General features: G+C 61.2%; 22 protein-coding genes and 2 tRNA genes. 8 read left to right on the forward strand and 16 right to left on the reverse strand.

What is annotated here, in order from left to right:
- Positions 1-61 precede the first annotated feature (61 nt).
- Genes ISP15_RS00540 through ISP15_RS00570 form a run of 7 tightly spaced genes read left to right on the forward strand, consistent with a single transcriptional unit; the run spans position 62 to position 7,462 of the window.
- A complete protein-coding gene (locus ISP15_RS00540) occupies positions 62-1,420 on the forward strand; it encodes a phenylacetate--CoA ligase family protein (protein WP_404543880.1) in 1,359 nt (452 codons plus the stop codon).
- Positions 1,417-2,538: a glycosyltransferase gene (locus ISP15_RS00545; RefSeq protein ID WP_404543882.1), complete on the forward strand. Its 1,122-nt coding sequence runs from the start codon at positions 1,417-1,419 to the stop codon at positions 2,536-2,538. The genes ISP15_RS00540 and ISP15_RS00545 overlap by 4 nt, the downstream gene beginning before the upstream one ends.
- Positions 2,535-3,707, forward strand: coding sequence for a glycosyltransferase (locus ISP15_RS00550; RefSeq protein WP_404543885.1), 1,173 nt, complete (start codon positions 2,535-2,537; stop codon positions 3,705-3,707). The genes ISP15_RS00545 and ISP15_RS00550 overlap by 4 nt, the downstream gene beginning before the upstream one ends.
- The gene (locus ISP15_RS00555) at positions 3,704-4,345 is read left to right on the forward strand and encodes a polysaccharide deacetylase family protein (protein ID WP_404543887.1); all 642 of its coding nucleotides are present in this window, start codon (positions 3,704-3,706) and stop codon (positions 4,343-4,345) included. Before ISP15_RS00550 ends, ISP15_RS00555 begins: the two co-directional genes overlap by 4 nt.
- A complete protein-coding gene (locus ISP15_RS00560) occupies positions 4,342-5,508 on the forward strand; it encodes a glycosyltransferase (protein WP_404543890.1) in 1,167 nt (388 codons plus the stop codon). The genes ISP15_RS00555 and ISP15_RS00560 overlap by 4 nt, the downstream gene beginning before the upstream one ends.
- Positions 5,508-6,704 carry a hypothetical protein gene (locus ISP15_RS00565; RefSeq protein WP_404543893.1) on the forward strand — a complete coding sequence of 399 codons (1,197 nt, stop codon included), beginning with the start codon at positions 5,508-5,510 and terminating at the stop codon, positions 6,702-6,704. Before ISP15_RS00560 ends, ISP15_RS00565 begins: the two co-directional genes overlap by 1 nt.
- Positions 6,701-7,462 (forward strand): glycosyltransferase family 2 protein, encoded by a 762-nt coding sequence (locus tag ISP15_RS00570; RefSeq protein ID WP_404543895.1) that lies wholly within the window; start codon positions 6,701-6,703, stop codon positions 7,460-7,462. Before ISP15_RS00565 ends, ISP15_RS00570 begins: the two co-directional genes overlap by 4 nt.
- Positions 7,463-7,560: 98 nt before the next feature.
- Here ISP15_RS00570 and ISP15_RS00575 read toward each other — a convergent pair whose 3' ends face one another.
- The 10 genes from ISP15_RS00575 to ISP15_RS00620 all read right to left on the reverse strand — a co-directional run bounded on the left by ISP15_RS00575 (position 7,561) and on the right by ISP15_RS00620 (position 18,920).
- On the reverse strand, positions 7,561-8,511 hold the full coding sequence (locus ISP15_RS00575; protein ID WP_404543896.1) for a hypothetical protein: 951 nt from the start codon (positions 8,509-8,511) through the stop codon (positions 7,561-7,563).
- A 34-nt stretch (positions 8,512-8,545) separates the two neighbouring features.
- The gene (locus tag ISP15_RS00580) at positions 8,546-10,093 is read right to left on the reverse strand and encodes an oligosaccharide flippase family protein (RefSeq protein ID WP_404543898.1); all 1,548 of its coding nucleotides are present in this window, start codon (positions 10,091-10,093) and stop codon (positions 8,546-8,548) included.
- Positions 10,090-11,733, reverse strand: a complete 1,644-nt coding sequence (locus ISP15_RS00585; RefSeq protein WP_404543900.1) for an AGE family epimerase/isomerase — start codon at positions 11,731-11,733, stop codon at positions 10,090-10,092. The genes ISP15_RS00580 and ISP15_RS00585 overlap by 4 nt, the downstream gene beginning before the upstream one ends.
- A gap of 141 nt (positions 11,734-11,874) precedes the next feature.
- Positions 11,875-12,879, reverse strand: coding sequence for a UDP-glucose 4-epimerase GalE (galE, locus tag ISP15_RS00590; RefSeq protein ID WP_404543901.1), 1,005 nt, complete (start codon positions 12,877-12,879; stop codon positions 11,875-11,877).
- Entirely contained in the window at positions 12,876-13,703 is an 828-nt protein-coding gene (locus ISP15_RS00595; protein WP_404543903.1) for an alpha/beta fold hydrolase, read from the reverse strand. Before ISP15_RS00595 ends, galE begins: the two co-directional genes overlap by 4 nt.
- Complete coding sequence (locus tag ISP15_RS00600) at positions 13,703-14,476, reverse strand: alpha/beta fold hydrolase (protein ID WP_404543905.1); 774 nt, start codon at positions 14,474-14,476, stop codon at positions 13,703-13,705. Before ISP15_RS00600 ends, ISP15_RS00595 begins: the two co-directional genes overlap by 1 nt.
- A complete protein-coding gene (locus ISP15_RS00605; protein ID WP_404543907.1) occupies positions 14,473-15,843 on the reverse strand; it encodes an outer membrane beta-barrel protein in 1,371 nt (456 codons plus the stop codon). Before ISP15_RS00605 ends, ISP15_RS00600 begins: the two co-directional genes overlap by 4 nt.
- A 59-nt stretch (positions 15,844-15,902) precedes the next feature.
- Complete coding sequence (locus tag ISP15_RS00610; protein WP_404543909.1) at positions 15,903-16,682, reverse strand: P-loop NTPase family protein; 780 nt, start codon at positions 16,680-16,682, stop codon at positions 15,903-15,905.
- A 2-nt stretch (positions 16,683-16,684) separates the two neighbouring features.
- Entirely contained in the window at positions 16,685-18,229 is a 1,545-nt protein-coding gene (locus ISP15_RS00615; protein ID WP_404543911.1) for an XrtA system polysaccharide chain length determinant, read from the reverse strand.
- 67 nt (positions 18,230-18,296) lie between these two features.
- Positions 18,297-18,920, reverse strand: coding sequence for an XrtA/PEP-CTERM system exopolysaccharide export protein (locus ISP15_RS00620; RefSeq protein WP_404543914.1), 624 nt, complete (start codon positions 18,918-18,920; stop codon positions 18,297-18,299).
- Between the two features lie 340 nt (positions 18,921-19,260).
- Between ISP15_RS00620 and ISP15_RS00625 the strand changes: the two genes are divergently transcribed.
- Entirely contained in the window at positions 19,261-19,992 is a 732-nt protein-coding gene (locus ISP15_RS00625) for a YdcF family protein (RefSeq protein ID WP_404543916.1), read from the forward strand.
- A 381-nt stretch (positions 19,993-20,373) separates the two neighbouring features.
- On the opposite strand, the gene ISP15_RS00630 is transcribed toward ISP15_RS00625, so the two are convergent.
- The 6 genes from ISP15_RS00630 to kdsB form a co-directional block, all read right to left on the reverse strand.
- Positions 20,374-20,449, reverse strand: a tRNA-Gly gene (locus tag ISP15_RS00630).
- A gap of 146 nt (positions 20,450-20,595) precedes the next feature.
- Positions 20,596-20,671, reverse strand: a tRNA-Gly gene (locus tag ISP15_RS00635).
- 37 nt (positions 20,672-20,708) lie between these two features.
- Complete coding sequence (gene pgsA, locus ISP15_RS00640; protein ID WP_404543919.1) at positions 20,709-21,320, reverse strand: CDP-diacylglycerol--glycerol-3-phosphate 3-phosphatidyltransferase; 612 nt, start codon at positions 21,318-21,320, stop codon at positions 20,709-20,711.
- Between the two features lie 107 nt (positions 21,321-21,427).
- The gene (gene uvrC, locus ISP15_RS00645) at positions 21,428-23,254 is read right to left on the reverse strand and encodes an excinuclease ABC subunit UvrC (protein WP_404543920.1); all 1,827 of its coding nucleotides are present in this window, start codon (positions 23,252-23,254) and stop codon (positions 21,428-21,430) included.
- 54 nt (positions 23,255-23,308) lie between these two features.
- A complete protein-coding gene (locus tag ISP15_RS00650) occupies positions 23,309-23,773 on the reverse strand; it encodes a low molecular weight protein-tyrosine-phosphatase (RefSeq protein ID WP_404543922.1) in 465 nt (154 codons plus the stop codon).
- Positions 23,770-24,546, reverse strand: a complete 777-nt coding sequence (gene kdsB, locus ISP15_RS00655; protein WP_404543924.1) for a 3-deoxy-manno-octulosonate cytidylyltransferase — start codon at positions 24,544-24,546, stop codon at positions 23,770-23,772. The genes ISP15_RS00650 and kdsB overlap by 4 nt, the downstream gene beginning before the upstream one ends.
- Between the last annotated feature and the right edge of the window lie 58 nt (positions 24,547-24,604).

Raw genomic sequence — 24,604 nt, forward strand, 5'->3', positions numbered from 1 at the left:
GATCCGTCTTTGACCGTCCAGCCGCCGCCACGCATCCATCGTGGCATGGGGAGCGTGCGGCATGAGTGCGCTCTACGAAGCCGCCTTCCGGCGCGTCCTGTTTCCTGCCTATGAAACGGGTTTGAGACGCCGCCGCACACTGGCCTATCTCGACGGCTATCGGCGCGACCAGTGGCTGGATCCGGAGCAGCTCGCGGCGCTGCAATGGACACGGCTGCAACGCTTGCTCGAGCATTGCTATCGCCAGGTGCCGTACTACCGCAAGCGATGGCGCGAACTGGGCATCACGCCCCACGACATTCGCAATCCCGACGACTACGCAAAGCTTCCGATACTGACCAAAGCGGACATCCGCGCCCATTTCGACGACCTCAAGGCAGAACCCTGGCGCGAGCGCCTGTTGTACAAGGCCACAGGCGGCTCGACGGGCGATCCGATGCGTTTCGGCTATACACGCGAAAGCAACGATCGCCGGACGGCCGTCATGTGGCGCGGCTATGAATGGGCAGGTTCACGCATGGGACGCCGTACCCTGTTCCTGTGGGGAGGCGCGGTGGGCGACCCTGCCCGCGCGCACCAGTTCAAGGACCGCCTGTACAACGCCGCATTCGCACGTCGCGTGCTCAACAGCTTCAAGATGACCGAAGCAAACATGCCCGAATACGCCGACGCGATCGATCGCTATCGTCCGGACATCATCGTCGCCTACGTGGGACCGTTGCTGCAGCTGGCGCAGTGGCTTATCGCCAACGGCCGCAAAATCTGGCGGCCGCAAGCCATCATCGGCGGCGCGGAGGCGATGCACGAATTCCAGCGCGACCTGATCGAGCAAGCTTTCGGAGCACCCGCGTTCAATACCTACGGCTGCCGGGAATTCATGTTGATCGCCGCCGAGTGCGAGCAACGCCATGGCTTGCATGTCAACGCCGACCATCTGGTCGTGGAGCTGCATGCGCCGCACGGCGCCGCACGCGACGGCCAGGCCGGCGATGTCGTCATCACCGATCTTTTCAATTACGGCATGCCGTTCGTGCGCTACGCCAATGGCGACATGGCGACGGCAGCCACGGAATGTTGTGCTTGCGGACGCGGCTTGCCGCTGCTGAAACGTGTCGAGGGCCGCGTGCTCGATGCGATCCGCACGCCGGCCGGACATGTGCTGCCTGGCGAGTTCTTTCCGCACATGCTCAAGGACGTAGCGGGCCTGCAACGCTTTCAGCTGGTGCAACGCCATCTCGACCGGCTCGATCTCTCCATCGTGCGCGGCGCCGGCTTCAACGACGCATCGCTGGATTACATCCGTCGCGAAGTAGGCAAAGTGCTTGGCGACAGTGTGCAGCTGCATTACCACTTCGTCGATGATATTCCGCTCACGCGAAGTGGAAAATTGCGGGTCACGGTATCGGAACTCGCGCCGTGAATATCACGCATTTCGTCGAAAGCCTGGATCGCGGCGGTCTCGAGCGCATGGTGCTGGAGCTGGTGAAATACCAGCATCGGCAAGGCCATCATTGCCAGGTCGTGTGCTTGTATTCGTCCGGCTCTCTGGCGCATGAACTGGATGAACTGGGCATTGCGGTGAAAGTGTGCGGCAAACGGCAAGGGATCGACCTGGCGGCGCTGGCGCAGGCTCGCCGGATGGTGCGCATCCACGCTACGGATGTACTGCATACCCACAATGCGGTCGCGCATTATCAAGCGGTGCTGGCGACATGTGGCCTTCCTGTGCGACAGGTGATCAACACCCGTCACGGCATGGGCGTCAACCGCCGCGCGCGCCGGAGAGAGTGGCTGTACCGGCGCGCGTTGGCACGTACAGACGCGGTGGTTACCGTCTGCGAAGCCGCGCGCAGCGATGCGGTCAAACGCGGTATCGTCCCGTCCGCCAAGGCGCGTGTAGTACCCAACGGCATTCGTGTGGAAGCGTTCCAACCCGCTTCGGCAGCCATGCACGATCGACTGGCGTGCCGGCTGAACCTGCCTGGGCAAACCCGGATCGTTGGCACCGTGGGACGGTTGAACTGGACCAAGGACCAGCTCAGCCTCCTGCGCGCCTTCAAGCTGGTGCATGAGCAGCATGCCGATACGGCCCTGGTGTTGGTCGGCGACGGCGAGCTTCGCGCATCGCTGGAACACAGCGCCACCGACCAAGGCGTGGCCGGCAGCGTGCATTTCCTGGGCGATCGCAATGATGTGCACGAATTATTGCAGGGCCTGGACATGTTCGTGCTCTCATCGCTGAGCGAGGGCTATTCGATGGCGTTGCTGGAGGCGAGCGCCGTGGCGCTCCCCATTGTCGCCACCAGCGTTGGCGGCAACGGCGAGATTGTGCGCGACGGTATCACCGGCCGCCTGGTGCCGGCGGGAAATCCAGCAGCGCTAGCGGAGGCCATGCTTGGCTTGTTGCGGAACCCGCAGCAGGCGATGGCCCTGGGCCAGGTGGCGCGCGCATGGGTCGAGCAGCACGGTTCGCTGGAAACGATGGCAATGCGCTACGCCCAACTTTATGACGGCTCAAAGGAATGGCAAAAGCCATGAAAGTGCTGATCCTGACAAACTTGTTCCCCACGCCCTGGGATCCCTTGCGCGGCGCATTCAACCGCCAGCAATTCGAGCGCCTGGGGCAATTGCACGAGGTGGATGTCATCACCGCGGTCGACTTTCGCGAGCGGCTCGGCGACCCGCGCGGCCAGGTGGACGCCGGCCATCTGCATACCGGCCACTTCGTCTTTGTGTTTCCACCTGGCATCGGGCGCTCGCTGCATGCGCTCTGCTGGCTGCTGTCGCTGTGGTGGCAATGCGGAAGCCGGATACGAAAAGCCGGCTACGATTGCATGCTCGTCAGCTGGGCCTATCCCGATGGCGCTGCCGCGGGTTGGCTGGCGCGCCGGCTGGGCATCCCCTACGTGCTCAAGGTGCACGGCAACGATCTCAACGTGCAGGCCAACCATATGCTGCGCCGCCCCCAGATCCGCTCGGCGCTGACCGGTGCCGCCGGCGTCGTCGCGGTCAGCCGGGCGTTAGCGGCGAAAGCCATCGCACTGGGTGCGCATCCATCGAACGTACATGTGCTCTATAACGGTGTCGATACTTCGATATTTTCGCCCGAAGAGCGCCTCCGCTCGCGAGCGCGGCTCGGCTTTTCCACCTATAGCCCAATGCTGTTGTTCGTAGGCAACCTGAAGGCATCCAAGGGCTGCCTCGATCTGCTCGAAGCCTTTCCGGCGCTGCTCGCCGCACAGCCGTTGGCACGACTGGTCTATGTCGGCACGGGCGCCGCGCGCGCCGCCTTGCTCGCGCGCGCCAAGGCACTAGGGTGCCTGGATCATGTCGAGATGGCCGGCGCGGTGGTCCATGCCGAACTGGGCGACTGGTTTCGCGCCGCCGACCTGGTTTGCCTGCCCAGCCATAACGAAGGCGTGCCGAACGTAGTGCTCGAGGCGATGGCCTGCGGCACGCCGGTGGTAGCCAGCCACGTAGGCGGCATTCCGGAGGTCGTGCCCGAATACGCCGGCATTCTGGTACCGCCCCATCAACGGCAGGCACTATCCGCCGCGCTCATCGAAGCCAGCGCACGGCGCTGGAATCGCACCCGGATCGCCACGCATGCCCGCGGTTTCCGCTGGGAGGACAATATTCGCCACCTGGATGCCATTTTGTGCGCCGCCGCCACCGGGGCAGCGGTATCGATGGGTGCATCCGCATGAATATGAGACCCAGGAAAAACCAATTGCTGAGCTTCCTCCCGGATGCCCTGGTGCAGACCAATGGCTCCCGCGATGGTCTCGCACGCTATCTCACCTTCGATGACGGTCCCGATCCGACATACACGCCGCCGCTGCTGGACCTGCTGGCAAAGCACGGCGTGAAGGCCAGCTTTTTCCTGGTGGGGCAAAAGATCGAGCGCCATCCGCAACTGGTCGAACGCATCGTGGCCGACGGCCATATGCTGGGCAATCATTCCTATAGCCACTGGTCGTTCAAACACATGACGACCCGCAAGAAAATCAGCGAGATCCATAGCACCGACGCATTGCTCAGTGCCTTCGACGGACGTCTGCAACATCGGATGCGGCCGCCGCACGGATACGTGGGCGCGGATATTTTGTGCTATTTCGCCATGCATCGACGCAGCTTTGTCTATTGGTCTTACGACAGCCTCGATTATCAGGATCGACCCACCCATGAAATGGTGGCCAGGCTGCGCGCCGATCCACCGCTGCCTGGCGACATAGTGCTGATGCATGACGACAGCAAGCGCGCCCATGACGCGCTCAGCGTGCTGCTGCCGGAATGGTTGCTCAACGGGCATAGCTTTCGCGCGCTGTCGCAGGACGTGCGATGAGAATCCTTTATCACCATCGCACGCGCGGGCGCCACGTTGAAGGCGTACACATCCGCGGCATCGTGCACGCTTTGCGGGCCTTGGGACACGATGTATCGATCATGTCTTTCCCGGGCGCCGATCCCGAACACGAATCGGCCACGCACGCCAATGCAAGGCGCGGCCGGCTTGCCGCGGCAATCACCCGCTTGCCTGGCGCGTTGTTCGAATGTTTCGAACTCGGCTACAACGTGGTTACGCTGTTCCGCGCCGGCACAGCAATCCGCCGGCAAAAACCGCAGTTGATCTACGAACGCTATTCGCTCTTTCTCTTCGCGACGGTCTGGCTGGCGCGGCGGCATGGTATTCCGCTGGTGCTGGAGATCAACGATTCAGCGCTGGTCGAGCGGGTGCGCCCGTTGCGCTTCAAGAACCTGGCGCGGCGTATCGAAGGCTGGTGCCTGCGTCACTGTACCGGGCTGGTGTTCATATCGAGCTATTTTCGCGATCAGGCACAAGCTGCTTACGGCCGGATCGCGCCATCGGTGATCTCGCCCAATGCCGTCGACCTGGCGCGCTTCGATCCTTCGCGTTTCGACGTCGCCAGGCTGCGCGCCGAACGCGGGCTGGCCGATCGCATTGTATGTGGCCATATCGGTGTCTTCGCGCATTGGCACGGCGTCGACCAGTTTGTCGAGGCGATTGCCGCGCGCCTGGCCGAAGTACCGCAGCTTGCGCTGGTCTTTGTCGGGGATGGGCTGACGTTGCCGGCAGTGCGCGCCCTTGTTGCCGACCGCGGCCTGTCCGACCGCGTATTGCTGCCCGGCCGCGTCGCGCACGACGATATCGCCAGCTGGATCGCCTGCATGGATTACGCCGTGTTGCCCAACTCCAATCACTACGGCTCGCCGATGAAGCTATTCGAGCTGATGGGCATGGGTGTCGCCGTGGTCGCGCCCGATTACGCACCCGTCGCCGAGGTGATTGGCGATGGCGATACTGGCTGGCTGTTTCCGCGCGGGGAGACGACAACATGCGTGCAGCGCGTGCTAGATCTGGCGATGCAAGAAGACGAGCGCCGGCGCGTGGGGGCCGCTGCGCGCCGTTATATCGAGCGCGAACGCCAGTGGCGCAACAACGCGGAACAATTGCTCACCCTTCTTCCCACAGGAGGATCGCGTTGATGTGGACGATGGCGCTGCTGCTCGCATTCGCCTTGCTGCTGACGCTGGCGATCGCCACGACGCTGGCGATTCGCGCGCGCCACATGCAAGTCTGGCTGGGGAGCTATCTCCGGCGCCGTCCGCCACGCGTAACCGATAAGCCGGTCCACGTGATGTTCTGCTTCGTCGATCATTTTGAACCGGCCTGGGGCAAGGTCGATCTCGCGACGCAACGCGCCAGGGTCGACCGCTGGTGCCGCGATTACCGCCAACTTGCCGACGCGCATCGAGACGCCGACGGACGGCCACCGCAGCACACCTTCTTCTATCCCGAAGAGGAATATCGCGAGGAACACTTGCACAAGCTGGCATCGCTATGTGCGGAGGGTTACGGCGAAATCGAGATTCACCTGCATCACGACAACGATACGCCCGAGCATTTCAAAGCCACCATCGAACGCTTCAACAGGTTGCTGCATGAACGGCACAATGCGTTGCCACGCGATCCGAACACCGGCCAATTGCGCTTCGGCTTCATCCATGGCAACTGGTGCCTGGACAACTCGCGCGCTGACGGGCGCTGGTGCGGCCTCAATAACGAGCTGGTCCTGCTGCGCGAGCTTGGCTGCTACGCCGACTTCACCCTGCCCTCGGCACCGAGCGAAACCCAGACGCGCATGGTCAACGCCATCTACTACGCGACGGACGATCCAGGGAAACCCAAGTCCCACGATACGGGCCAACCGGTTCGCGTCGGCGGCAAGCCCAGTGGCGATCTCTTGATCGTACAAGGGCCACTTGGACTGAATTGGCGCAACCGGCGCTTCGGCATCGTGCCGCGCATCGAAAATGCCGACGTGCGCCGGGCATGCCCGCCAACACCGGAACGGATCGACAATTGGGTCGACACGGGCATACATGTCGAAGGACGTCCGGAATGGGTGTTCGTCAAGGTACACACGCATGGCACGCAAGAGCGCGACATGGACACGCTGCTCGGCGATGCCGCGCACCGCATGCACCGTCATCTGGAGCACGCCTATAACGACGGCAGACGTTACGTCCTGCATTATGTCACCGCACGCGAGGTCTACAACATCATCAAGGCCGCCGAAGCGGGACTGAGCGGTAATCCGCACGATTACCGCGACTACGAACTGCCGCCGCCCGGCGTGCTATCGCCACCGAAGCACAGCCCGCGCGATGTGGCGGCATGAGCGACGATCTGGTCAGCGTCATCATGCCGGTCTACAACGCCGAAGCATGGTTGTCGCGGGCCATCGATTCGGTGCTCGCGCAAAGCCACGCTCTTTTGGAATTGATCGTCGTCGATGACGGCTCGAGCGATCGATCGCCAGGCATGCTCGAGGCGTATGCCGCGCTCGATGCGCGCGTGCACGTCTTGCGGCAACCGGCCAACGGCGGCGTCGCCGCTGCCCGCAACACGGGCATTGCGGCCGCGATCGGCGATTACATCTCGTTTCTCGATGCCGACGACTGGTGGCATCCGGCCAAACTCGAACGCCAATTGAACAGCATGCGCGAAAGCGGCGCCTTGATCAGCTATGCCTCGTATTGGCGCGTCGCCGAGAATGGCCGCGTGCTGAGCAAAGTGACGCCGCCGGCGCAGGTCGATTGGCGCGACATGCTCGCCAGCAATTTCATCGGCACGCTGACCGGCATGTATGCCCGGCGCCTTGGCGACGTGCCGTTTCGGCGCATCGGTCATGAGGATTATGTGTTCTGGCTGGAGCAGGTGCGCCGCGCCGGCAAAGCCGTGCGGGTGGACTCTGCCGAACCGCTGGCCTGGTATCTGGTGCGCGAACGTTCGCTATCGGCCAATAAATTACGGGCCGCATCCTGGCAGTGGGCCATTTACCGCCATATCGAGAAGCTGGGGATGATGCGATCGGCGGTGTGCATGGCCCGGTATGCACGGCATGCGATAATCAAGCGCCGCGGGGTTCGTGCCTGACCCGCGTGTGCTTGCCATGCGGCGGCCGTGGCGCCAGGTCGCAAAAACCTGGCCAATATGCACGTACCTCAGCTTCCGACGCAGCGCCGCCGGAGGAGCTAGTCCAAAGCCGCTTCCGCCTTCGCGGAAATAATCCACGAATCCGTCGTCGCTAAAACTTCCACCGCCTTGGCGCCAAACCGCGGATCGATATTCAACTTCCCCCTGCGCAACAACTCAAGGGATGCCACATCAACCATTGGCTCCGTGGCGAGGATGCTCTGCCCCGCCGATTCGAACAACGCCAAAAAATCATCATGGCGCAACCGATTCATGTACATGTAGCGATTGCCGGCGTAGCGATCCCACCTGGCATCGGAGTACTGCAAAAAATTGATCGGCGATATGCGCATATCCGAGTGCGAAAAATGATCGGAGTAATCCACTCGGTGAACGAACATTCCCGAATCGCTGATGATGCGATTGCCTTCGGCAAGAATCGCGAGCAATACGTGGCCCGGGATGTGTTCGAAAACATTGAACGAAGTATGGAAATCGATGCTGGCCTGGTTCAATCCGGTTCGCGCCGCATCGCCCGGCGCGATGTATTTGATCTGGCATAGGTCAAGCAAATTTTGCAAACGAAAATCATCCTGACGCTGAAGGTATAGCAAGGCATCGAACCGTTTGCTATTCAACAACGCCCCGAACAATGCCTGTGTTTCTTCGGCGTGGTCGGCGATGTACTGCAAGCATTCCCTGGTCAATTCCGCTTTCAGGTATGGGTTCAGATCGATGGTAATGACCGTTTTTGCGCCCATCAGCCAATAGGCCAGTGGCGTCATCGGAACGCGGCCCGTTCCTACCTCGAAAAATATCTTGTCGGCAGGTTCGCGCCCCAGTTTCTCGATCTGCCTCCAGGTCTCGACCCCGGCCCGTAGCCGCGCCATCGGATCGATGTTGCGCAATCCGCCGAAATGGCGTTGAAGCCAATAGTAGGCCGCATAAGATGACTCCGACGGCAATCGGGACACCGCATTTTGTAGCGTTGCCTTGGCCTTCCAATACATCAAGCGTCCTCCGCATCGATGGCTATCGAAGGCATCATGAGGGTGCCTTGGCTGCCGGACCATGCAGGATGCTCAAGCCGCGCATAAGCGTGCGGCCGGGTGGCCCAAGACGATCGGTGATCATCGTCATCAACCGATAGTCGTCGTCGCTCCAATAGCGCACGAGGAAGCTGGCCGGCACGAAAATCGCCAAGAACACCATGCCCCCCGCGAGGAAGCCGAAACGACTGGGAATCATCGCAACACACAGCCATGCTGATGCCGTTGCTGCGGTTGCGATACCGAACAGGCGCGCCATCTGCGCAATGGGCAAGCCTCCGCTCGTCGCGCGGCGCAGGTAGAAAATAGCAAGACCCAATTCCGCGAACCGCGTTCCTGCGTAGGTAAGCACTGCACCTGCCAAACCAAAGAACGGAACCAGCGCGACGCCGAGCACGGCGTTGACGATCAGTGCAAGTACCGAGATACGCACGCGATCGTCCTGGCGGTCGACCACGATCTGGAATGCCGCGATGCTGTTGCCGATCAGCAGCAATCCGGCGAGAACGAGCGTCGTTTCGATCACGGGTATCGCGTCCACGTATCGATTTCCATACATCAACCTGACGATCTCCGGCGTCGTCACCAGGCCGAGGCCGGCGATCACCAGGCCAGTGGCCCAATAAAACCGGGTCGCCTCGGTGAGCAACCGGGCAGCCTGCCCGGTTCCATTCTTGCCGAACGATTTGGCCATGTATGGCAACAAGGTGGTGGTCAGCCCGACTGACAGCAGTTCGACAGCACCCCGCGTCAGCGTGGCGGCAATCGCGAAGAAGCCGACGGCCGTGGACGTCGCATAGGTGTTGAGCAGGAACACCTCGATCGTGCTCGATTTGAGTGAAATCAATAGCACCAGCGCTGCGGTCAGGCGCAGGTGACGGGAAAGGCGCTTGCGGATGTCCTCGGGAATCGGCCCCGCCGAAAACGGCCGGCAATAACGGTGGAATGCGAGCCGGTTGATCAAGTTCAGCATCAGGCAGGCCACTGCGAACAGCGCGAAAAAAGTCACCATGCCGGCGTGCACCGCGGTGGCCGCACCAATAAGTCCCACGCCGATCACTCCGGAAAGCACCGTCGCAATGGATACCGGCTCGAAACTTTCCTGCCCCTTCTCGATCGCCACGAGCATGGCGTAATTAGCCTTGGCGACCACGGCGACAATCACCAGCAGGGTTACCGGCAATAGCGATTGCCGCCATTCGACCGGCCGGATGACCAGGGTCCCGGCGACAAACAGCAGCACGACGATAAACGAACTCAAGTGCTGGTATCGGCTCAGGCGATGGGCGATATGCGACGCTATATCGGGCCGCCCCGCCCCATCCGCCTCGGCGATGAACTTGGTCGACGACGTCGTCAACGCATGGTTGCTGCAGGTCATCAACCAGCTGCACAGCCATACGGTGAAAGCGTAGCGACCGAAGTCCGCCGGGCCCAGTGTGCGCGCGATCCAGATGCTGACGACCAGTCCCAGCGCGTACTCGACATACGTAGCGGCCGATACCAGGGTAACGCTTCGCAATACAGCCATCCGCTGCTTCATGGCGTCACGCTCCTGGCCAGCGCTGGCGCCGCGCCGCTGCCGGCCGGCTGGCGAATCAACCACGCGACGACACCGCTGCCGCGATTATTCCAGTTGAATCGCCGCAAGGTATCGGCCGATTTTGCGCACTCGATGTTGTAAGACGAGGCCAACGCCTCGAGCCGATGCTTCAGCGCCGTGCTTTGCTTGGGATCTTGCTCGAAGTAATAGGCCGCGGCCACCGGCAGCGCAATCTCGACCGTATGTGCATCGCTATACCAGCCATCCGACTCTTCGATGTGCGATAGCACTTTCGTGCTGACATGCGCCGATGACCAATACCAGGCGATTTGACCGTCGGGACCGGAACATGGATTGCGCCAGTCGTGCTCGAAGTGCAGCAGGTCGGGTTTGATCCAGCCATATTGCTCGAGGTAACGGCCAAACGCGGTGATCATGGGAGGAATACGCGGATCGCCGGTGACCAGCCACGTATGCCACAGGCCATCGATGATATTTTCCGTCATCCAGGGCGATGTGCCGCGCACGTCCGTCGAGGGGTTCCACGCATCGTCCTCGTGGAGGTTCCAGCTATTGCGCCAGGAGCCATCGTTGCCGAGTCCATCAGGGTTGTTGCGCTGATGGTCGTACAGCCAGCCGATGCGATCGTTGACACGTTTCAGATAGCGGCGATCGCCGGTCAATTCATAAGCACTGACTGTTTCAAGCAGGCCCAGGCCGGCCATGCGTTCGGTGAAATGTTGCGACGGGCTGGCGTAGGGTCCCGGCCGATTGCTCCAGCCACCGTTCTCCCACAGCGTCATCATCTTGTCGACGGTGTCCAGGTCGTGCTCGCTGTCATCGCCAGTGAGCGCAAGCGAGAGCAGGATCGGCTCGACATAGACATATTTCACGTCGCAGGGCTTTTGGTTATAGGTCCATCCGCCGGCGCAAAACGGACTTACCGGCCAGCCATCGCGACGGATGTACTTCATATAAAAGTGATAACTGAGGTCGGCCGCTTGCAGATAATCGAAGCGGCCGGTGCGAACGTATGCCTTGAACAGCGTGGAAGGTCGGTCGAACAGCCACGCCGTCGGATCGTTCACCGGCAGCGGCCGTGCCCATTGAAACTGCGTGGCGACGTAATTGGCGTAAGCCTCATTGGGCGGCGCCGGAAACTGGGGGCCGGCGATCAGCGAATGGCACAGCCATACCGGACTCAATGTCGCTAGAGCGGCGGCCACTTTCAAACCTTGTTCACCGGTCACCAGGCCATTGGCGTAGGGCCATCCAGGGAGATCGCGTTGGCGCGGCTTGCCCACCGAGAAATAGAATATCTGGCTGTCGTCGCCAAGATGAGCGTGAAATTGAACGCGAACCGCGCGCACGCTGCCGTCCTTGGCGTACCACAGCAGCGTCGTCTGCACCGCCGCTGGCACTTCCGCGCCGCTTGCGTCAAGGATGCGCAGCAAGCGCGTATCGCGTAATGCCGCCGGTGGAAATGGGATACCGACGGAAACTAACACGTCCGCATCCTTGCCTGCATTCCGATGCACGACGATGCGCTGGTCCGGCGTGGCATCCGCGGGCACCGCATTTTTCGCTGGCGCAACATGCGCCACGGCTGGTGCGTGCAGCGCATGGGCGGAGGGCGGCATGCCGCCCATCCCAAAGGCGACCAAGCTGCCCAAGGCCATGGCGAAGCCGCGCCAGGCATACCCAGTCATCACTCGCCTGCCACTCGAGCGCAGCCATGGCAGGCATGCCACGAGGCCACCGTTAAACCATCTTGCACCCATTCATGCCACCGATGAGAGCGGAACACGTTTGCATAGAAGCTGCTGTTCCCAGCGCAACGCGGTGCCGACGATAAAATCCAGATCGTCGTAATGAGGTTGCCAATCGAACACACGCTTGAGCCGGTCGCTACAGGCGATCAGCATGGGTATGTCGCCCTCGCGACGCGGCAGCTCGATGACGTTCAGTGGCCTTCCGCCCGCCCGAACGATCGCATTGATGACCTCGCGCACACTGTAGCCATGCCCGTAACCGCAGTTCAGCGTCAACGATTCGCCGCCGCCCCGCAGGTGATCGAGGGCTCGCAGATGCGCGGAAGCCAAATCTTCGACATGGATATAGTCGCGAATGCCTGTGCCGTCCGGCGTGTCGTAGTCGGTACCGAAGATGGACACGCTATCGCGGATTCCCACGGCGTGTTCGCAGCATACCTTGATCAGCAATGTTGCGTTGGGCGTGGAATGGCCGATGCGTCCTTGCGGATCGCAGCCGGCCACGTTGAAGTAGCGAAGAATCACATGCCGCATGGCGCCGGTGGCGCTATGGTCGCGCAGCATGGTTTCGGACATCAGTTTTGACGTGCCATACGGGTTGATCGGCCGGGTCGGCGTATCCTCGACGGCAATGCCGTTATCGGTCGCGCCGTAGACCGCCGCGGTGGACGAGAAAATGAATTTTTTTATGCCTGCCTCGGCGCAGCAGGTAAGCAAGTTGCGCGTATTGCACGTGTTGTTGCCGTAATATTTAAGTGGATCGCACATCGACTCAGGCACCACGGTATGCGCCGCGAAGTGCATGACTGCTTCCACCTGGTGCGCAGCCATCACATGCCAGACCAGGCCAAGGTCACCGACGTTACCGACCACCAGCTCGGCGCCTCGCACGGCTTCGCGAAAGCCGGTGCTGAGATTGTCGATAACGACCACCCGTTCGCCACGCGCCACCAATTGCTGGACAACATGACTTCCGATATAGCCGGCGCCGCCGGTGACCAGAACGGTATTCATAGGTTGGCACCCGAGGTGACGGGAAAGCTTTGGGAAAGCCAGCGCTCGATGCTTTCGAGCAAGCGGTTGCGATCGCCGGTGAGGATGTAAGTGTGATCGGCTTCTTTCAGAAAACGGGTACTGACATGGGGATGGGTGATGACGCGACCGAAGCATTCGCGGAACTGGCGCGCGTGGTTGAAATAACGGCTGATGCCGCCGCTATAGATCAAACACAGTTTGAGTCCGCGATCGAGCATGCCGGCAAAATCGGCGCGCACGACCGCCTGCGGCAAAGGCGCCACGGTAAAGGCCGGCTCGCCGCTTCCGCCCTGCGGTACCCGACGGCCACGCGATAAGACCCGCAGCCAACGCTGCGCGTCCAGCAGGCGCGGCAAGTAATAACGCAGTCGATAACCGACGGTTCGGTATGCATAACCGTCGAGAAAAACGGCGCCGGCCACCTTGTCGTCGACGCAAGCCACCATGTGCGCGCATTGCGAACCCGAACACAGGCCTATCAGTACGAAGCGTTTGCATGCAGCTTGCTCGCCGAGCAAATTCATCGCATCGCCGACGTCGGCACAGATCTGCTGCTTGCGGGTATGCGACTCCCCGCTGGAAGCGCTGTCGCCAATGGTGGAAAGATCGAAACGCAAGGTCGGATAACCGTGCGCATTCAACCGGCGCGTCAACTCCACATGCAATCGAAACGGCCCGATCCGGTGCACCAACCCCGCATTGAGCACGATCACGCCAACAGCTGCCGGCGCGGTCGAAGCCGGCAGCCCAGCGATCCCGATCAGATGCCGCGCGCGACCAAAACGGAAGGCTTGCTCCTGCATCACGCGACCTCCCGCATATGGCGAGTGACGGCCTGAATGAGCGGATGCGAAAGAACCGCCACCTCGAGCCGCCGCATATCGTCCCAGGGCGTGGGCGGCTGCAACGACCTGGCCATGGCCATGAAACCACTTGAATATCGCGGCACCTCGGGCAAAAGCGAATCGAGCAGCAGCGTCGGTACGGTCGGCCTTTCGATATGCATGTTCGTGAGCTGCCGGCGAAGGGTGTCGCTGATCGAAAATCCGAGCCATTGCGTGGCGACGTCCGTGGCCTTGCGTGGCACCATGAAGCGCTGTTCGTCGCTGTACAATGCGGACTGCATGGCATCGAGCTGCGATACGTAAGCGCGGCCGTCGAGTACCGGATCCCATGCCACGACGCCGGCAAGGCGCGCTTGCACGGCCGACGCCAATGCGATGCTCCCGCCCAGCCGCGCACCAAACGCGAACACCCGATCAATGCCGGCGCGCATGCGTAATTCGCTGGCGGCGATGGCGGTATCGACCTTGCAGCGCTCCCAGTCCACGTCCACGCTGTCACCGGCTGAGTCGCCCGTGCCGTAATAATCGAAGCGCAGCACGGCAACACCTTCGTCCGCGAGCACCTGAGCCAGTTGCCGATACAGGCGATGGCAGCGTATTTGATCCTGCCCCAGCGGCGGGCAAAGCACGACCGCCTTTTGTGCCGGCGAGCCGGCTGCATGGAACATGCCGAACAATTCGCGCTCTGGTCCAAAATGGAACGGCATGTCTGCCCGGGCACGCATATTCATCGCCGGAACACCACGCTGAAATAGACTTCGTTCTCGTGATAGCTCTGGGCGATCGCATTGCTATTGCGCAGCTGGCGAATATACGAAACGTGCCAGCTCCAGTGCGGGGTAAATTGATGGCCCAGGTCGGCGCCGTAGCGATACGTTTTATCGGTTCGCTGCAGCGACACGTAACTCTGCCTTTGTCCGTTGACGAATCCGGTAAGCGTGGTATTCGGACGCAGGTGGTAGTCCAGGCTGACCGTGCCGCCGCGCGTGGACTGATCGAAAGTAGGGTCATTCAAATACGAGAGCTTGTCGTAAATCGGCGCAACCGACAGCTGAAGGCGCTCAGTGTGATAGGTGTAGGTCGCCTGCAGGCTTTTTTCCAGGTAAACCTCCGAATCGATCACCAGGTTGCCGGTGCTGATGCCGCCACCGGGGTTGTCGATGAAGTCGGTCGGGTTTTCGCTCAGCGCGTTGACGATGCTCTGGCCGGGCTGCAAGAGCATGTCTTGCGCGGCATCGGAAAACTCATAGGCGCCGGTGACGGATAACGCATTGCGCGAGGTAAATTGCCATCCCAGGGTGGCCCTGGCCAAAGGCTTGGAATCGCCGGGCGCCCGGTCGAAATCAATCTTCGACCATCCCACCAGCACATCGGCATCGAAATGCACGAGCGTGCTGGCGTACCGTCCGTAGATCTGGTCACGGGTATAATTGGGAGTCGCCACGTTATCGTCGACACCATCGATCAATTCGGTGGCGACGCTGTTGTTGAACTTCACCCGCTGCGATTCGATATTCAGCGAAACCGTATCGGTCGGGTTGAGGTCGCGATACAGGCGGAATGCCGCCATGCCGCGGCTCGAATTGAAGTCCTGGACCTTGGAGGCGTAGCTGTTGAGATAATGAAGTTCGATTTGTGCGCGCATGATATCGCCGAACTGCAAATGCAAGGTCGGGCCCAGCGATAGCACGTTGGTCTGCTGCTGGTTTTCCGGTGAATTACTGGCCAGCGAATCGACCGGTTCGACGCCGGCGTAATCCTCGACGGTAAAATCCAGCCGCTTGGGCAACATCGTCCAATTGGCTTGAGCCGCCAGTTCGGTCTGCGTCTGATCCGAAAATTGATGGCCGAGGTAATCGTTGTACTGCAGCGTTCCGGTTACATTGGCCTGAAACACCGAACCCAGTTGCGCGTAGCTGAAATTGATGCCCGGACTGAAGACGTTCTGGCTGATGGGACTGCTGTCGGTCAGGGTGATGTTGTCGCTATGTTCGACGCTTCCGTAGATCGAGTAGTCGAACTGCGAGGCCCATGCCGCAACCGGCGCAACGACAAGCGCAAGCGTCACTGCGCGAGCGAGCGTGATGGATGCGGGCATTTCCCCTCCCCGTTGGATGAATTGCGTTGAATCGCCCTGAAGCGCAGTCGCGTTTCGTCCTATACCGACTGATTGAACACCACCCCTGCCAACTTGCTTGGCTCGAAATTGGCGACCGCCTGATTGACGGCGGCCGCCGTATCGCGCCCATATCCCACTACCACCACCACAAAGTCGGCCAGGTCAGACAAAATGCGTGCGTCTGGAGAACCTTTGATGGCCGGACCATCAAGAAACAGATAACGGTCGGTGTATCGGCAGCGCAGCGAGTCGAGCATTGCGCGCATGCGAAACGAAGAGAAGAATTCACCGCCGTTTTCGCGGGAGGTACCTGCCGGAACCAAGCGAAGACGCGGAATTCCGGTTTGATAAATGATCGACTTGATGCCGCGAACGGGATGCTCGAGGAAATCGATCAGGCCGCCTTTTGCCGGATCCACTCCCAGCGCCCTGTGCTGGCTCGGGTAGCGTAAATTGCAGTCGATCAGCAGGCTGGTCTTGGTTTCATCGAAGGCGAACGCCGCCGCCAGATTACGTGCAACAAAGCTGCCGCCCGAGTGCGGACTGACCGATGCCACCAAGGTGATGAAGTTCTGGTTGTCCGCGAGCCCTAGCAGTCGCGTGCGAATCTCGCGAAACGCATCGGACTGCAGGCGTACCGAATCCTCGCGATGAATCAACCGGCGCTGTTCCAGCTGCAGCGGCGCCAGTGCATGGCTGCCTTCAGTCATCAGCGCAATCGAATGGCCGGCGGAGGGGCGCTCTTCGACGCGGCGCATGGCGGCGTCGATCACCTCATCGCGGCGCTCGGTAAAAATTCTGTCGTCGTGGGTGCTCATGCTCAGCTCTTTTGCCGGATCCAGAAAAGAATCAGGTAAAACACCATGACTCCGGCCACGATCAACACCAGTATCATGGTATTCAACCGTTCGCGCCGACGGTCGCGCGGGGTCGGATAGAATGGGATCGTTGCCAATACATTGAAACCGATCGCACGCTCCAACTGTTCGACTGAACGCACCCGCGGATCGAAACGCACCAAAGCGAACAACAATCCGAACGGGATGGCGATCGCCAATGCCAGGCCGGCTATGCCGAAATGCATGAAGCGCAAACCTGACGGCACCAGCGGCATCACAGCGGGATTCTGTATAAGAAACGTCAGGCCGCGTTGTTCTGCATCGAGGTTCATCGATACGCGCGCGTTCTCGCGACGCTTCAATAGATCCTGGTATACGTCGCGATTGACGTCATAGTCGCGCGTCAACTCAGCGGTCACGTTTTCCGAATTGCCGATGCGTTTGCTGCGCTCCAGTTCCGCATCGAGCATCGACTCGCTGGCGCTGATCCGTGCGGAGGCAGCCGCAGCGTCGCCCTCGGTGGCCGCAAGCTGGATCTTCAACTGCTGGTAGAGCGGATTCATTTGCACTGCGTTGTCCAAAGGTATCGGCGTACCGGCTGCCTGGGCCGCCTGCTTGCGTTGATCGGTCTGGGCAATCTGCTGCCGCAGGTCCTGCATCTGATGCCGGATACGGATCACATCGGGATATTGATCGGTATAGGTGAGCAGCAACTTATCGAGTTGGCTCTGCAAATCGGCGAGCTGAGTGTCGTAGATGCCCTGCGTGGTATGCACCGCATTGACTTCCGACTCACCCGACAATTGCGCTTCCAGCGCAGCTTCCTGCGAGCGCTTTTCGGCCAGCTCGAGTTGCGTGCTATCAATTTGCGTGCGCAATTGATTGATGCGCGAATTGGTGTCGACATCGCTGCCCGGCCGCGCGTCGGCGTTGGAGTCGCGATAGGCCTTCAGCTTGTCTTCGGCATCCGTCAGCTTGCGCCGATAGGCTTCCACCTGGCTATTAATGAACTCGTAAGCATCGCGGCTTTCGCGTTGTTTCGATGCAAGGCTTTCGCTGATGAAAAGACGCGCGAACGCCTGGGTCACCGCGAAAGTGCGCCGTGGTTCGGAATCGGAATAATTGATCGTGATCAGGTTATCGTGCGAGACCTGCACCGTGGTGCGGGCACGAATGCCCTCGATGAGGCGGTCCTGCTGGATCGGGGTCGGATGCGTTGCCATCCAGCCGCCGACGACCAGAATCTGGTCGAGTACTTTGCGGCTGAAAATCACGTCGCGGGCGATACCCGCGCGGTTGGTATTGGCCGTCGGCGAGGCCGCGCCTTCCATCAGCGGCGTAATGATGCTGCTTTCCTGAGCCAGGATGGTGGTGGAGGCCTGGTACTTTTTCGGCCAGGCCATGCCGGCGATTAAAGCCACAACCGCGATCAGGGCAAAAGCGATGCCCAAAGCCATGCGACGCCGTCGCGCTTCGGTCGCCAGCGCAGGCAGCATGCCGCCTATGGATGCAAGTTCTTCGCCCATGACTCCCCACCCCATTCCCTAACGCAAGAACTCCAAAAACACCCCATTGAAAACACTGAGCGCGCGATCAAAACGCGCGTTGCGGCACCGTAATCACGTCTCCCGGCTGTACTGGATAGTTGTTGGCAAGGTCGCCTTGCTGCAGGATCTTTTCCAGGTGCACCGAGTACGACGTAGTACTCCCACCGTCGCCTTTGCGATAAAGCTCGGTACGATCGGGCGCGGCGAACTCGGTGATGCCGCCAGCTGCCAGTACCGCGTCGAGCACCGTCATGCCCTGGCGATAAGGAATGGAAATAGGGCTGCGTACCGCGCCGGTGACGCGCACGCGCGAGAGGTACTCGTTGCTGCGCAGCGCAATGAGAATGACCGCAACCTGCGGATCGCGAACGTAGGATTGCAGTTTGCCCTTGATCTCGGCAGATACCTGGTCCGGTGTCTTTCCACCGGCGATCACGTCGCCGATCAGAGGCACGGTGATCATGCCGTCCGGCCGCACCGGGACGCTCACGCTGAGGTCCGGGTTATGCCAGACGGTGATCTGTAATTGGTCGTCGACACCAATGTGGTAGCTCGTTACGGCCTGCGCATCGGCGTTGAGCTTCGGCGGCGCGCTGGAGCCGCCCGTTGTGGCACATGCGGCGAGCAACAGCGATAGACACAGCGCAAAAGAACGACTCAGGTTCTTCATGGCGATCCCGGTCATTAAAATGTGACCCAGATCTCATTATTGCCCTTGACAAATGGTTTAAGCAATAAATTTATGACGTAAATAAAAGAGTTAAATTTTTATAAAATCAGGAATTTGGCATGCTTCTTGACGTAACGCCTCGTTCCAGGCATCCCGAGGCACCCAAGCCGTTTGTCCGCCAGACAGATGTGGGAGCATTGCCTCCCTGAATTCCGTACTCAAGATCGACAACCACGGCATGCAACGATTGTCCGGCGCGGCACCTCCGCATAAAGCCGTGCGGCGTCCATGGGCAGGGCGATGTCGCCAGCATTACTCATAAACGATTGCCGGGAACCCGATGGATCTGATCGAGCAATTGATTTATCCGCTCTACCAGGCAGCCTTACTTGCCGTTGCCGGCCTATTTTTCTTATGTCGACGACGCTATCGCTCCGGCCTTGCGTTGCTGGCGTCCAGCGTGGGTTGGCTATGGTTGTGCGCCACTCCCGCCATGGCCGTATGTTTGCGCGCGCCGCTGGAGCATCGCTATCCGCCGCGAGAGGCGTCTACTTATTCCAAGGCCGATGCCATTGTGATTTTAGGCGGCGGCACGTTACCGCAATCAGGTTTGGATCCAGATGCGGAAGACCCATACGGCGCAGTCACACGGCTCGGTTTCGGCTTGCAGTTATTCCGCAGCGCGCGAGCCGACATGGTGCTGCTTTCCGGCGACGACCAGGCTCGGCGGATGGCACGAAGACTTGAGCGGCAAGGCGTGCCGGTCGACGCCTTACAAACCGAGAGCGCGAGTATGAATACCCATGAGAATGCGGCGTTCTCGGCGGCCATACTCAAGCGAGAAGGTCGGGAGCGCGTGCTGCTGGTGACTTCCAGCATTCACATGCCGCGCGCCTTGGCAGCATTTACGAATCAAGGACTCGATGTGATACCCGCCCCTGCCTACGATCCCATCTACCCATCCTGGCAAGCTCATCCCTGGTGGCCGCGGCGAGCCGCCCTACGACTGAGTGGCCATTGCCTGCGCGAGTATGTCGGCATGTGGTGGTACCGGATGCGCGGCTGGACCTAAGCGTATATCGCCCTGGAACTCAGAGGGATGGATTACTCGAGGAACGACTTCGCGTGGCCCGCGCCGAGAGCTTTGCTCGCAGACAAGGAAGAGCGAGGGATCGGGTCGCGACATGACCGGGTGATGATGCCGGCTGGCGGGCAACAGATCCGGCCCTTCGGCTAGGCGTTGCGTGGCCGCGATGTGGCAGCGCGCGGCTTGTGTGGCAGCCCCACTACCGCGTGGCAGCTACGCAACGCTAACGCGGGTTACGCAGATAGTGCGAACGGACCCAGGAGGGAGGGGCTGGTTTCCAGCGGAGGTCACCGGAAGACTCAAGGAATGATTTTCCATTGAGTGGAAGGACCTATGGACTTCGATGGCGCGCCATAGAACCTGATATGGAGCGGGAAACGAGACTCGAACTCGCGACCCCGACCTTGGCAAGGTCGTGCTCTACCAACTGAGCTATTCCCGCATCGGAGCGTGCAACTATAGCAGAAGCGCCTTCCATGTGAATAGCTGCGACTGCTTTTTTTCAATGATTCAAGCGACTTGCCGAACATGCTTGAAGTACTGATGCAACAAGGCCCCGGGCGCGAGACCTGGGGCCTTGTCTAAAACTGGAGCGGGAAACGAGACTCGAACTCGCGACCCCGACCTTGGCAAGGTCGTGCTCTACCAACTGAGCTATTCCCGCATCGGAGCCGCGCATTTTAGCGTGTGAAACGGAGCCGTCAAGCGTTCCGGTCCTGTTCCGGCGTAAGCACCGGGGTGTCGCCATGCAGGGCCGGCCAAGCGGCCCGCAGGTAATGCATGCCCGACCAGATGGTCAGCACGCCGGCAATGACCAGCAACGCTTCGCCGATGTGATACAGGCGCAGCGCCTCGGCCTCTTTTTCGTGCTGCATGATCAGCACGATCAAGGCCACCATTTGCATGACGGTCTTCAGCTTGCCCAGGAAGGCCACTCGCACGGTGGCACGCATACCGATCTCGGCCATCCACTCGCGCAGCGCGGAAATGCTGATTTCCCGGCCTACGATGATTGCCGACGTAATCGCCATCACGATGCCGGACCAGTCGCCACGATGCGAGGCCACCAGCATGAACAGCGTTACGGCCACCATCAGCTTGTCCGCGACAGGATCCAGGAAAGCGCCGAACTTGGACGTCATGTTCAAGCGGCGGGCTAGGTAGCCATCAAGCCAGTCGGTGATGCCGGCAAGGGTAAAGACGACGGCGGCGGTGAGGTTATGCCCCCGGAACGGCAGGTAGAACACCAGCACCATGACCGGCAGCAGCGCTACGCGGAACAGCGTCAGCCAGGTCGGCAGGTTGATGCGCATAAGTCCTTTCCGTTTTCCCTCAGTGTCGCACGATACCAACACAATGGCAGGTCGCGATCCTGGCGGGATGGCTCGCCTCGGCCGCTTGCCGGGAAATGTTCATCGGATCACGCATGGAGCGCGTCATAGATGCGTTCGGCCAGCCCGCGATCAATGCCTTTCACTTGCATCAATTCTTCGATGCCGGCGGCCTCCACGCCTGCCAGGCCGCCAAACGCCTTGAGCAGAGCGGTACGGCGGCGCGCACCCACGCCCTGCACATCCTCCAGCACGCTGCGCTCGCGGGCTTTTTCACGACGCTTGCGGTGGCCGCTGATGGCGAAGCGGTGCGATTCGTCGCGTACCGCGGCAACCAGGTGCAACGCCGGCGACGTCGGCCCCGGGTGAATCTCGCGGTTCGATCCGGCCAGGATCAGCGTTTCCTCGCCTGCGCGCCGCCCCGGGCCTTTGGCCACGCCGACCACCTCGATGCCCGCGATGCCCAGTTCGCGCAGCACATCAAGTGCTTGCGCCACCTGCCCCGTACCACCATCGATCAACAAAATGTCCGGACGCACGCCCTCGCCTTGCGCGACTTTGCGAAAACGGCGGGTGAGCGCCTGGTGCATGGCGGCGTAATCGTCACCGGGGGTGATGCCGGCGATATTGAAACGGCGGTAATGCGATTTTTCCGGTCCTTCCTGACCAAAGACCACGCAGGAGGCCACCGTGGCTTCGCCTTGCGTGTGACTGATGTCGAAGCATTCGATGCGGCGCGGCGGTTCGTCCAGGCTCAGCAGGTTTTGCAGGTCCTCGAAGCGAGTGCCCAGCGTCTGGCGGCTGGCAATGCGCGAAGTGAGCGACGCCTGCGCATTGCGTTCGGCCATCTGCAGGAACTGGGCGCGATCGCCGCGCACGCGCGTCTTGATCTCCACCGCGTGAGCGCTCTGCTGGGCCAGCATGTCGCCGAGAAGCTGCTCATCGGGAATGCTTTCGCCGAGGATGATCTCGCGCGGCACCGGCCGGTCCAGGTAATACTGCGCGACGAACTGCGCCAACACATCGGCGGGTTCGGCATCCAGCGGCAGGCGCGGATAGAAATCGCGGGTGCCCAGGCTAATGCCGTTGCGGAAGAACAGCACGCTCACGCATGCGATGCCTGACTCGATGCGGCAGGCGATCACGTCCATATCCGCGGTGGCGCCTTGCACATGGTTCTGCGCATGCAGTTTGCGCAATGCCGCGACCTGGTCGCGCAGTGCCGCGGCGCGTTCGAAATTCAATGCCGCGCTGGCCTGCTCCATGGCGCCGGCCAGTTCGTCGATCACCGCACTGCTGCGGCCCTCCAGAAACATCTCGGCGTGCCGCACATCGCTACGGTATTCCTCGACGGAGATCAGTTCCACGCACGGACCCGTGCAGCGGCCGATCTGGTATTGCAGGCACGGGCGCGAGCGGTTGCGGAAGTAGCTGTCCTCGCATTGCCTCACCTTGAACAGCTTTTGCATCAGGTTAAGGCTTTCGCGCACGGCAAAGGCACTGGGGAATGGCCCGAAATAACGGCCAGCCTGATTGCGTGCGCCGCGGTGGAAGGCAAGCCGGGGGTACTGTTCGCCACCTGACAGGTAGATATACGGATAACTTTTATCGTCGCGCAGCAGGATGTTGTAGCGCGGTTTCAACGCCTTGATCAGCTGGGATTCCAGCAGCAAGGCCTCGGCCTCGGTACGTGTGACGGTGATTTCGCAGCGCGCGATCTGCGCCACCATCGCGGCGATGCGCGGCTCCATCCTGGGTTTCAGGAAATAACTGCCGACCCGCTTCTTCAGGCTGCTGGCCTTGCCCACGTAAAGCAGGTCGCCGTCTTCGTCGAAATAACGATAGACCCCGGGCGAAGTGGTCAACGTGCTGACAAAGGCCTTGCCATCGAAGGCCTGCGGGGAAACGGGCTGCATGCCGGTGATTTTAGCCGGTTTGGGCGCTTCCGATGCTGTTCTCCCGCAACAGGTTCAATAACCGCGCAGGCGCTCGACCAGGCCATTGACTGCTTGCTCGGCAAGTGTCACGGAACGGGTAAAGCCGGCCAACTCACCGTCATAGGGATCTGGAAAATCAGCGGGCGCCGGCATGCCGGCCCACACCAGGAAGAGCGCGCAACGCGCATGGGCGGAGGCCCCGGACCTGCGCCGCATTTGGCGCAGGTTTCCGCCGTCCATCGCCAGCAGCAGGTCATACCGCTGGAAGTCGACCGCCTGCAACTGCCGCGCGCGGTGACCATCCAGCAGGTAGCCCGCCTTGGCCGCCGCGGCACGCATACGCAGATCGGCTTGCTCGCCGGCATGCCAGCCGCCGGTACCGCAGGAACCGACGGCAATATCCAGGTCCGCATCAGCCAGGTGCTGGCGCGCCACAGCCTCGACCAACGGTGAACGGCAGATGTTGCCGAGGCAGACAAACAGGATGTTGCGGATCATCGTTGCTGCGAGGCCAGCCATGCTTCGGCACGCTGCAAGTCGGCCTCGGTATCGATACCCGGCGGAAACGGTTCTGGCGTCAGCCTAACGGCGATCGGGAAGCCATGTTCCAGCACCCGTAACTGCTCCAGCGATTCGGCCTGCTCCAAAGGCGTTCGCGACAGTCCGGCATACCGCTGCAGGAACCCGGCACGATAGGCGTAAATGCCGATATGGCGCAGGAACGGCAGACCTTCCGGCAACACTTGCCGGCTTGCCGCGAAGGCATCCCGCGCCCACGGCAGCGGCGCGCGGCTGAAGTACAGGGCTCGTCCGCCCGCCGCACGGACCAGCTTCACCACGTTCGGATCGAACAACTCATGCGCATCGGCGATTGGCGTGGCCAGGGTGGCCATCGGCGCTTCGTCCTCAGCCAGCGCGAGTGCCACTTCACGGATACCCGCAACGGGCGCGAAAGGTTCATCGCCTTGCAGGTTGACCACGATGGCGTCCGCCGGCCAGCCATAGTGGGCGGCGCATTCGGCCAGGCGATCGCTGCCGGAAGCGTGGTCACTGCGAGTCATGCACACATCCACGCCTTGCTCGGGGAGCGCGTCGACGATGCGCGCGTCATCGGTGGCGACCACGACCTGCGCCGCTCCGGCTTGCAGTGCCTGCTGCGCCACGCGGACTACCATGGGAACGCCCGCGATCATGCGCAACGGTTTGCCCGGCAGACGGGTGGAGCCGTAGCGAGCGGGAATGGCGACGATGAAATTCAACGCAGCAGGCATGGACAACTCGCGACTTGAACGCTTCCTTCGAAGGGAAAAGGTTATCAGGGAAACGAAC

It is taken from the genome of Dyella jejuensis, assembly GCF_044904675.1.
GTDB lineage: Bacteria > Pseudomonadota > Gammaproteobacteria > Xanthomonadales > Rhodanobacteraceae > Dyella_B > Dyella_B jejuensis.

Excerpts from the sequence above, each read along its gene's own strand:
- ISP15_RS00540 (WP_404543880.1), top strand. The coding sequence starts at position 62 with ATGAGTGCGCTCTACGAAGCCGCCTTCCGGCGCGTCCTGTTTCCTGCC.
- ISP15_RS00550 (WP_404543885.1), top strand. The coding sequence starts at position 2,535 with ATGAAAGTGCTGATCCTGACAAACTTGTTCCCCACGCCCTGGGATCCC.
- ISP15_RS00555 (WP_404543887.1), top strand. The coding sequence starts at position 3,704 with ATGAATATGAGACCCAGGAAAAACCAATTGCTGAGCTTCCTCCCGGAT.
- ISP15_RS00560 (WP_404543890.1), top strand. The coding sequence starts at position 4,342 with ATGAGAATCCTTTATCACCATCGCACGCGCGGGCGCCACGTTGAAGGC.
- ISP15_RS00565 (WP_404543893.1), top strand. The coding sequence starts at position 5,508 with ATGTGGACGATGGCGCTGCTGCTCGCATTCGCCTTGCTGCTGACGCTG.
- ISP15_RS00570 (WP_404543895.1), top strand. The coding sequence starts at position 6,701 with ATGAGCGACGATCTGGTCAGCGTCATCATGCCGGTCTACAACGCCGAA.
- ISP15_RS00575 (WP_404543896.1), bottom strand. The coding sequence starts at position 8,511 with ATGTATTGGAAGGCCAAGGCAACGCTACAAAATGCGGTGTCCCGATTG.
- ISP15_RS00580 (WP_404543898.1), bottom strand. The coding sequence starts at position 10,093 with ATGAAGCAGCGGATGGCTGTATTGCGAAGCGTTACCCTGGTATCGGCC.
- ISP15_RS00585 (WP_404543900.1), bottom strand. The coding sequence starts at position 11,733 with ATGCCGCCCTCCGCCCATGCGCTGCACGCACCAGCCGTGGCGCATGTT.
- galE (WP_404543901.1), bottom strand. The coding sequence starts at position 12,879 with ATGAATACCGTTCTGGTCACCGGCGGCGCCGGCTATATCGGAAGTCAT.
- ISP15_RS00595 (WP_404543903.1), bottom strand. The coding sequence starts at position 13,703 with ATGCAGGAGCAAGCCTTCCGTTTTGGTCGCGCGCGGCATCTGATCGGG.
- ISP15_RS00600 (WP_404543905.1), bottom strand. The coding sequence starts at position 14,476 with ATGAATATGCGTGCCCGGGCAGACATGCCGTTCCATTTTGGACCAGAG.
- ISP15_RS00605 (WP_404543907.1), bottom strand. The coding sequence starts at position 15,843 with ATGCCCGCATCCATCACGCTCGCTCGCGCAGTGACGCTTGCGCTTGTC.
- ISP15_RS00610 (WP_404543909.1), bottom strand. The coding sequence starts at position 16,682 with ATGAGCACCCACGACGACAGAATTTTTACCGAGCGCCGCGATGAGGTG.
- ISP15_RS00615 (WP_404543911.1), bottom strand. The coding sequence starts at position 18,229 with ATGGGCGAAGAACTTGCATCCATAGGCGGCATGCTGCCTGCGCTGGCG.
- ISP15_RS00620 (WP_404543914.1), bottom strand. The coding sequence starts at position 18,920 with ATGAAGAACCTGAGTCGTTCTTTTGCGCTGTGTCTATCGCTGTTGCTC.
- ISP15_RS00625 (WP_404543916.1), top strand. The coding sequence starts at position 19,261 with ATGGATCTGATCGAGCAATTGATTTATCCGCTCTACCAGGCAGCCTTA.
- pgsA (WP_404543919.1), bottom strand. The coding sequence starts at position 21,320 with ATGCGCATCAACCTGCCGACCTGGCTGACGCTGTTCCGCGTAGCGCTG.
- uvrC (WP_404543920.1), bottom strand. The coding sequence starts at position 23,254 with ATGCAGCCCGTTTCCCCGCAGGCCTTCGATGGCAAGGCCTTTGTCAGC.
- ISP15_RS00650 (WP_404543922.1), bottom strand. The coding sequence starts at position 23,773 with ATGATCCGCAACATCCTGTTTGTCTGCCTCGGCAACATCTGCCGTTCA.
- kdsB (WP_404543924.1), bottom strand. The coding sequence starts at position 24,546 with ATGCCTGCTGCGTTGAATTTCATCGTCGCCATTCCCGCTCGCTACGGC.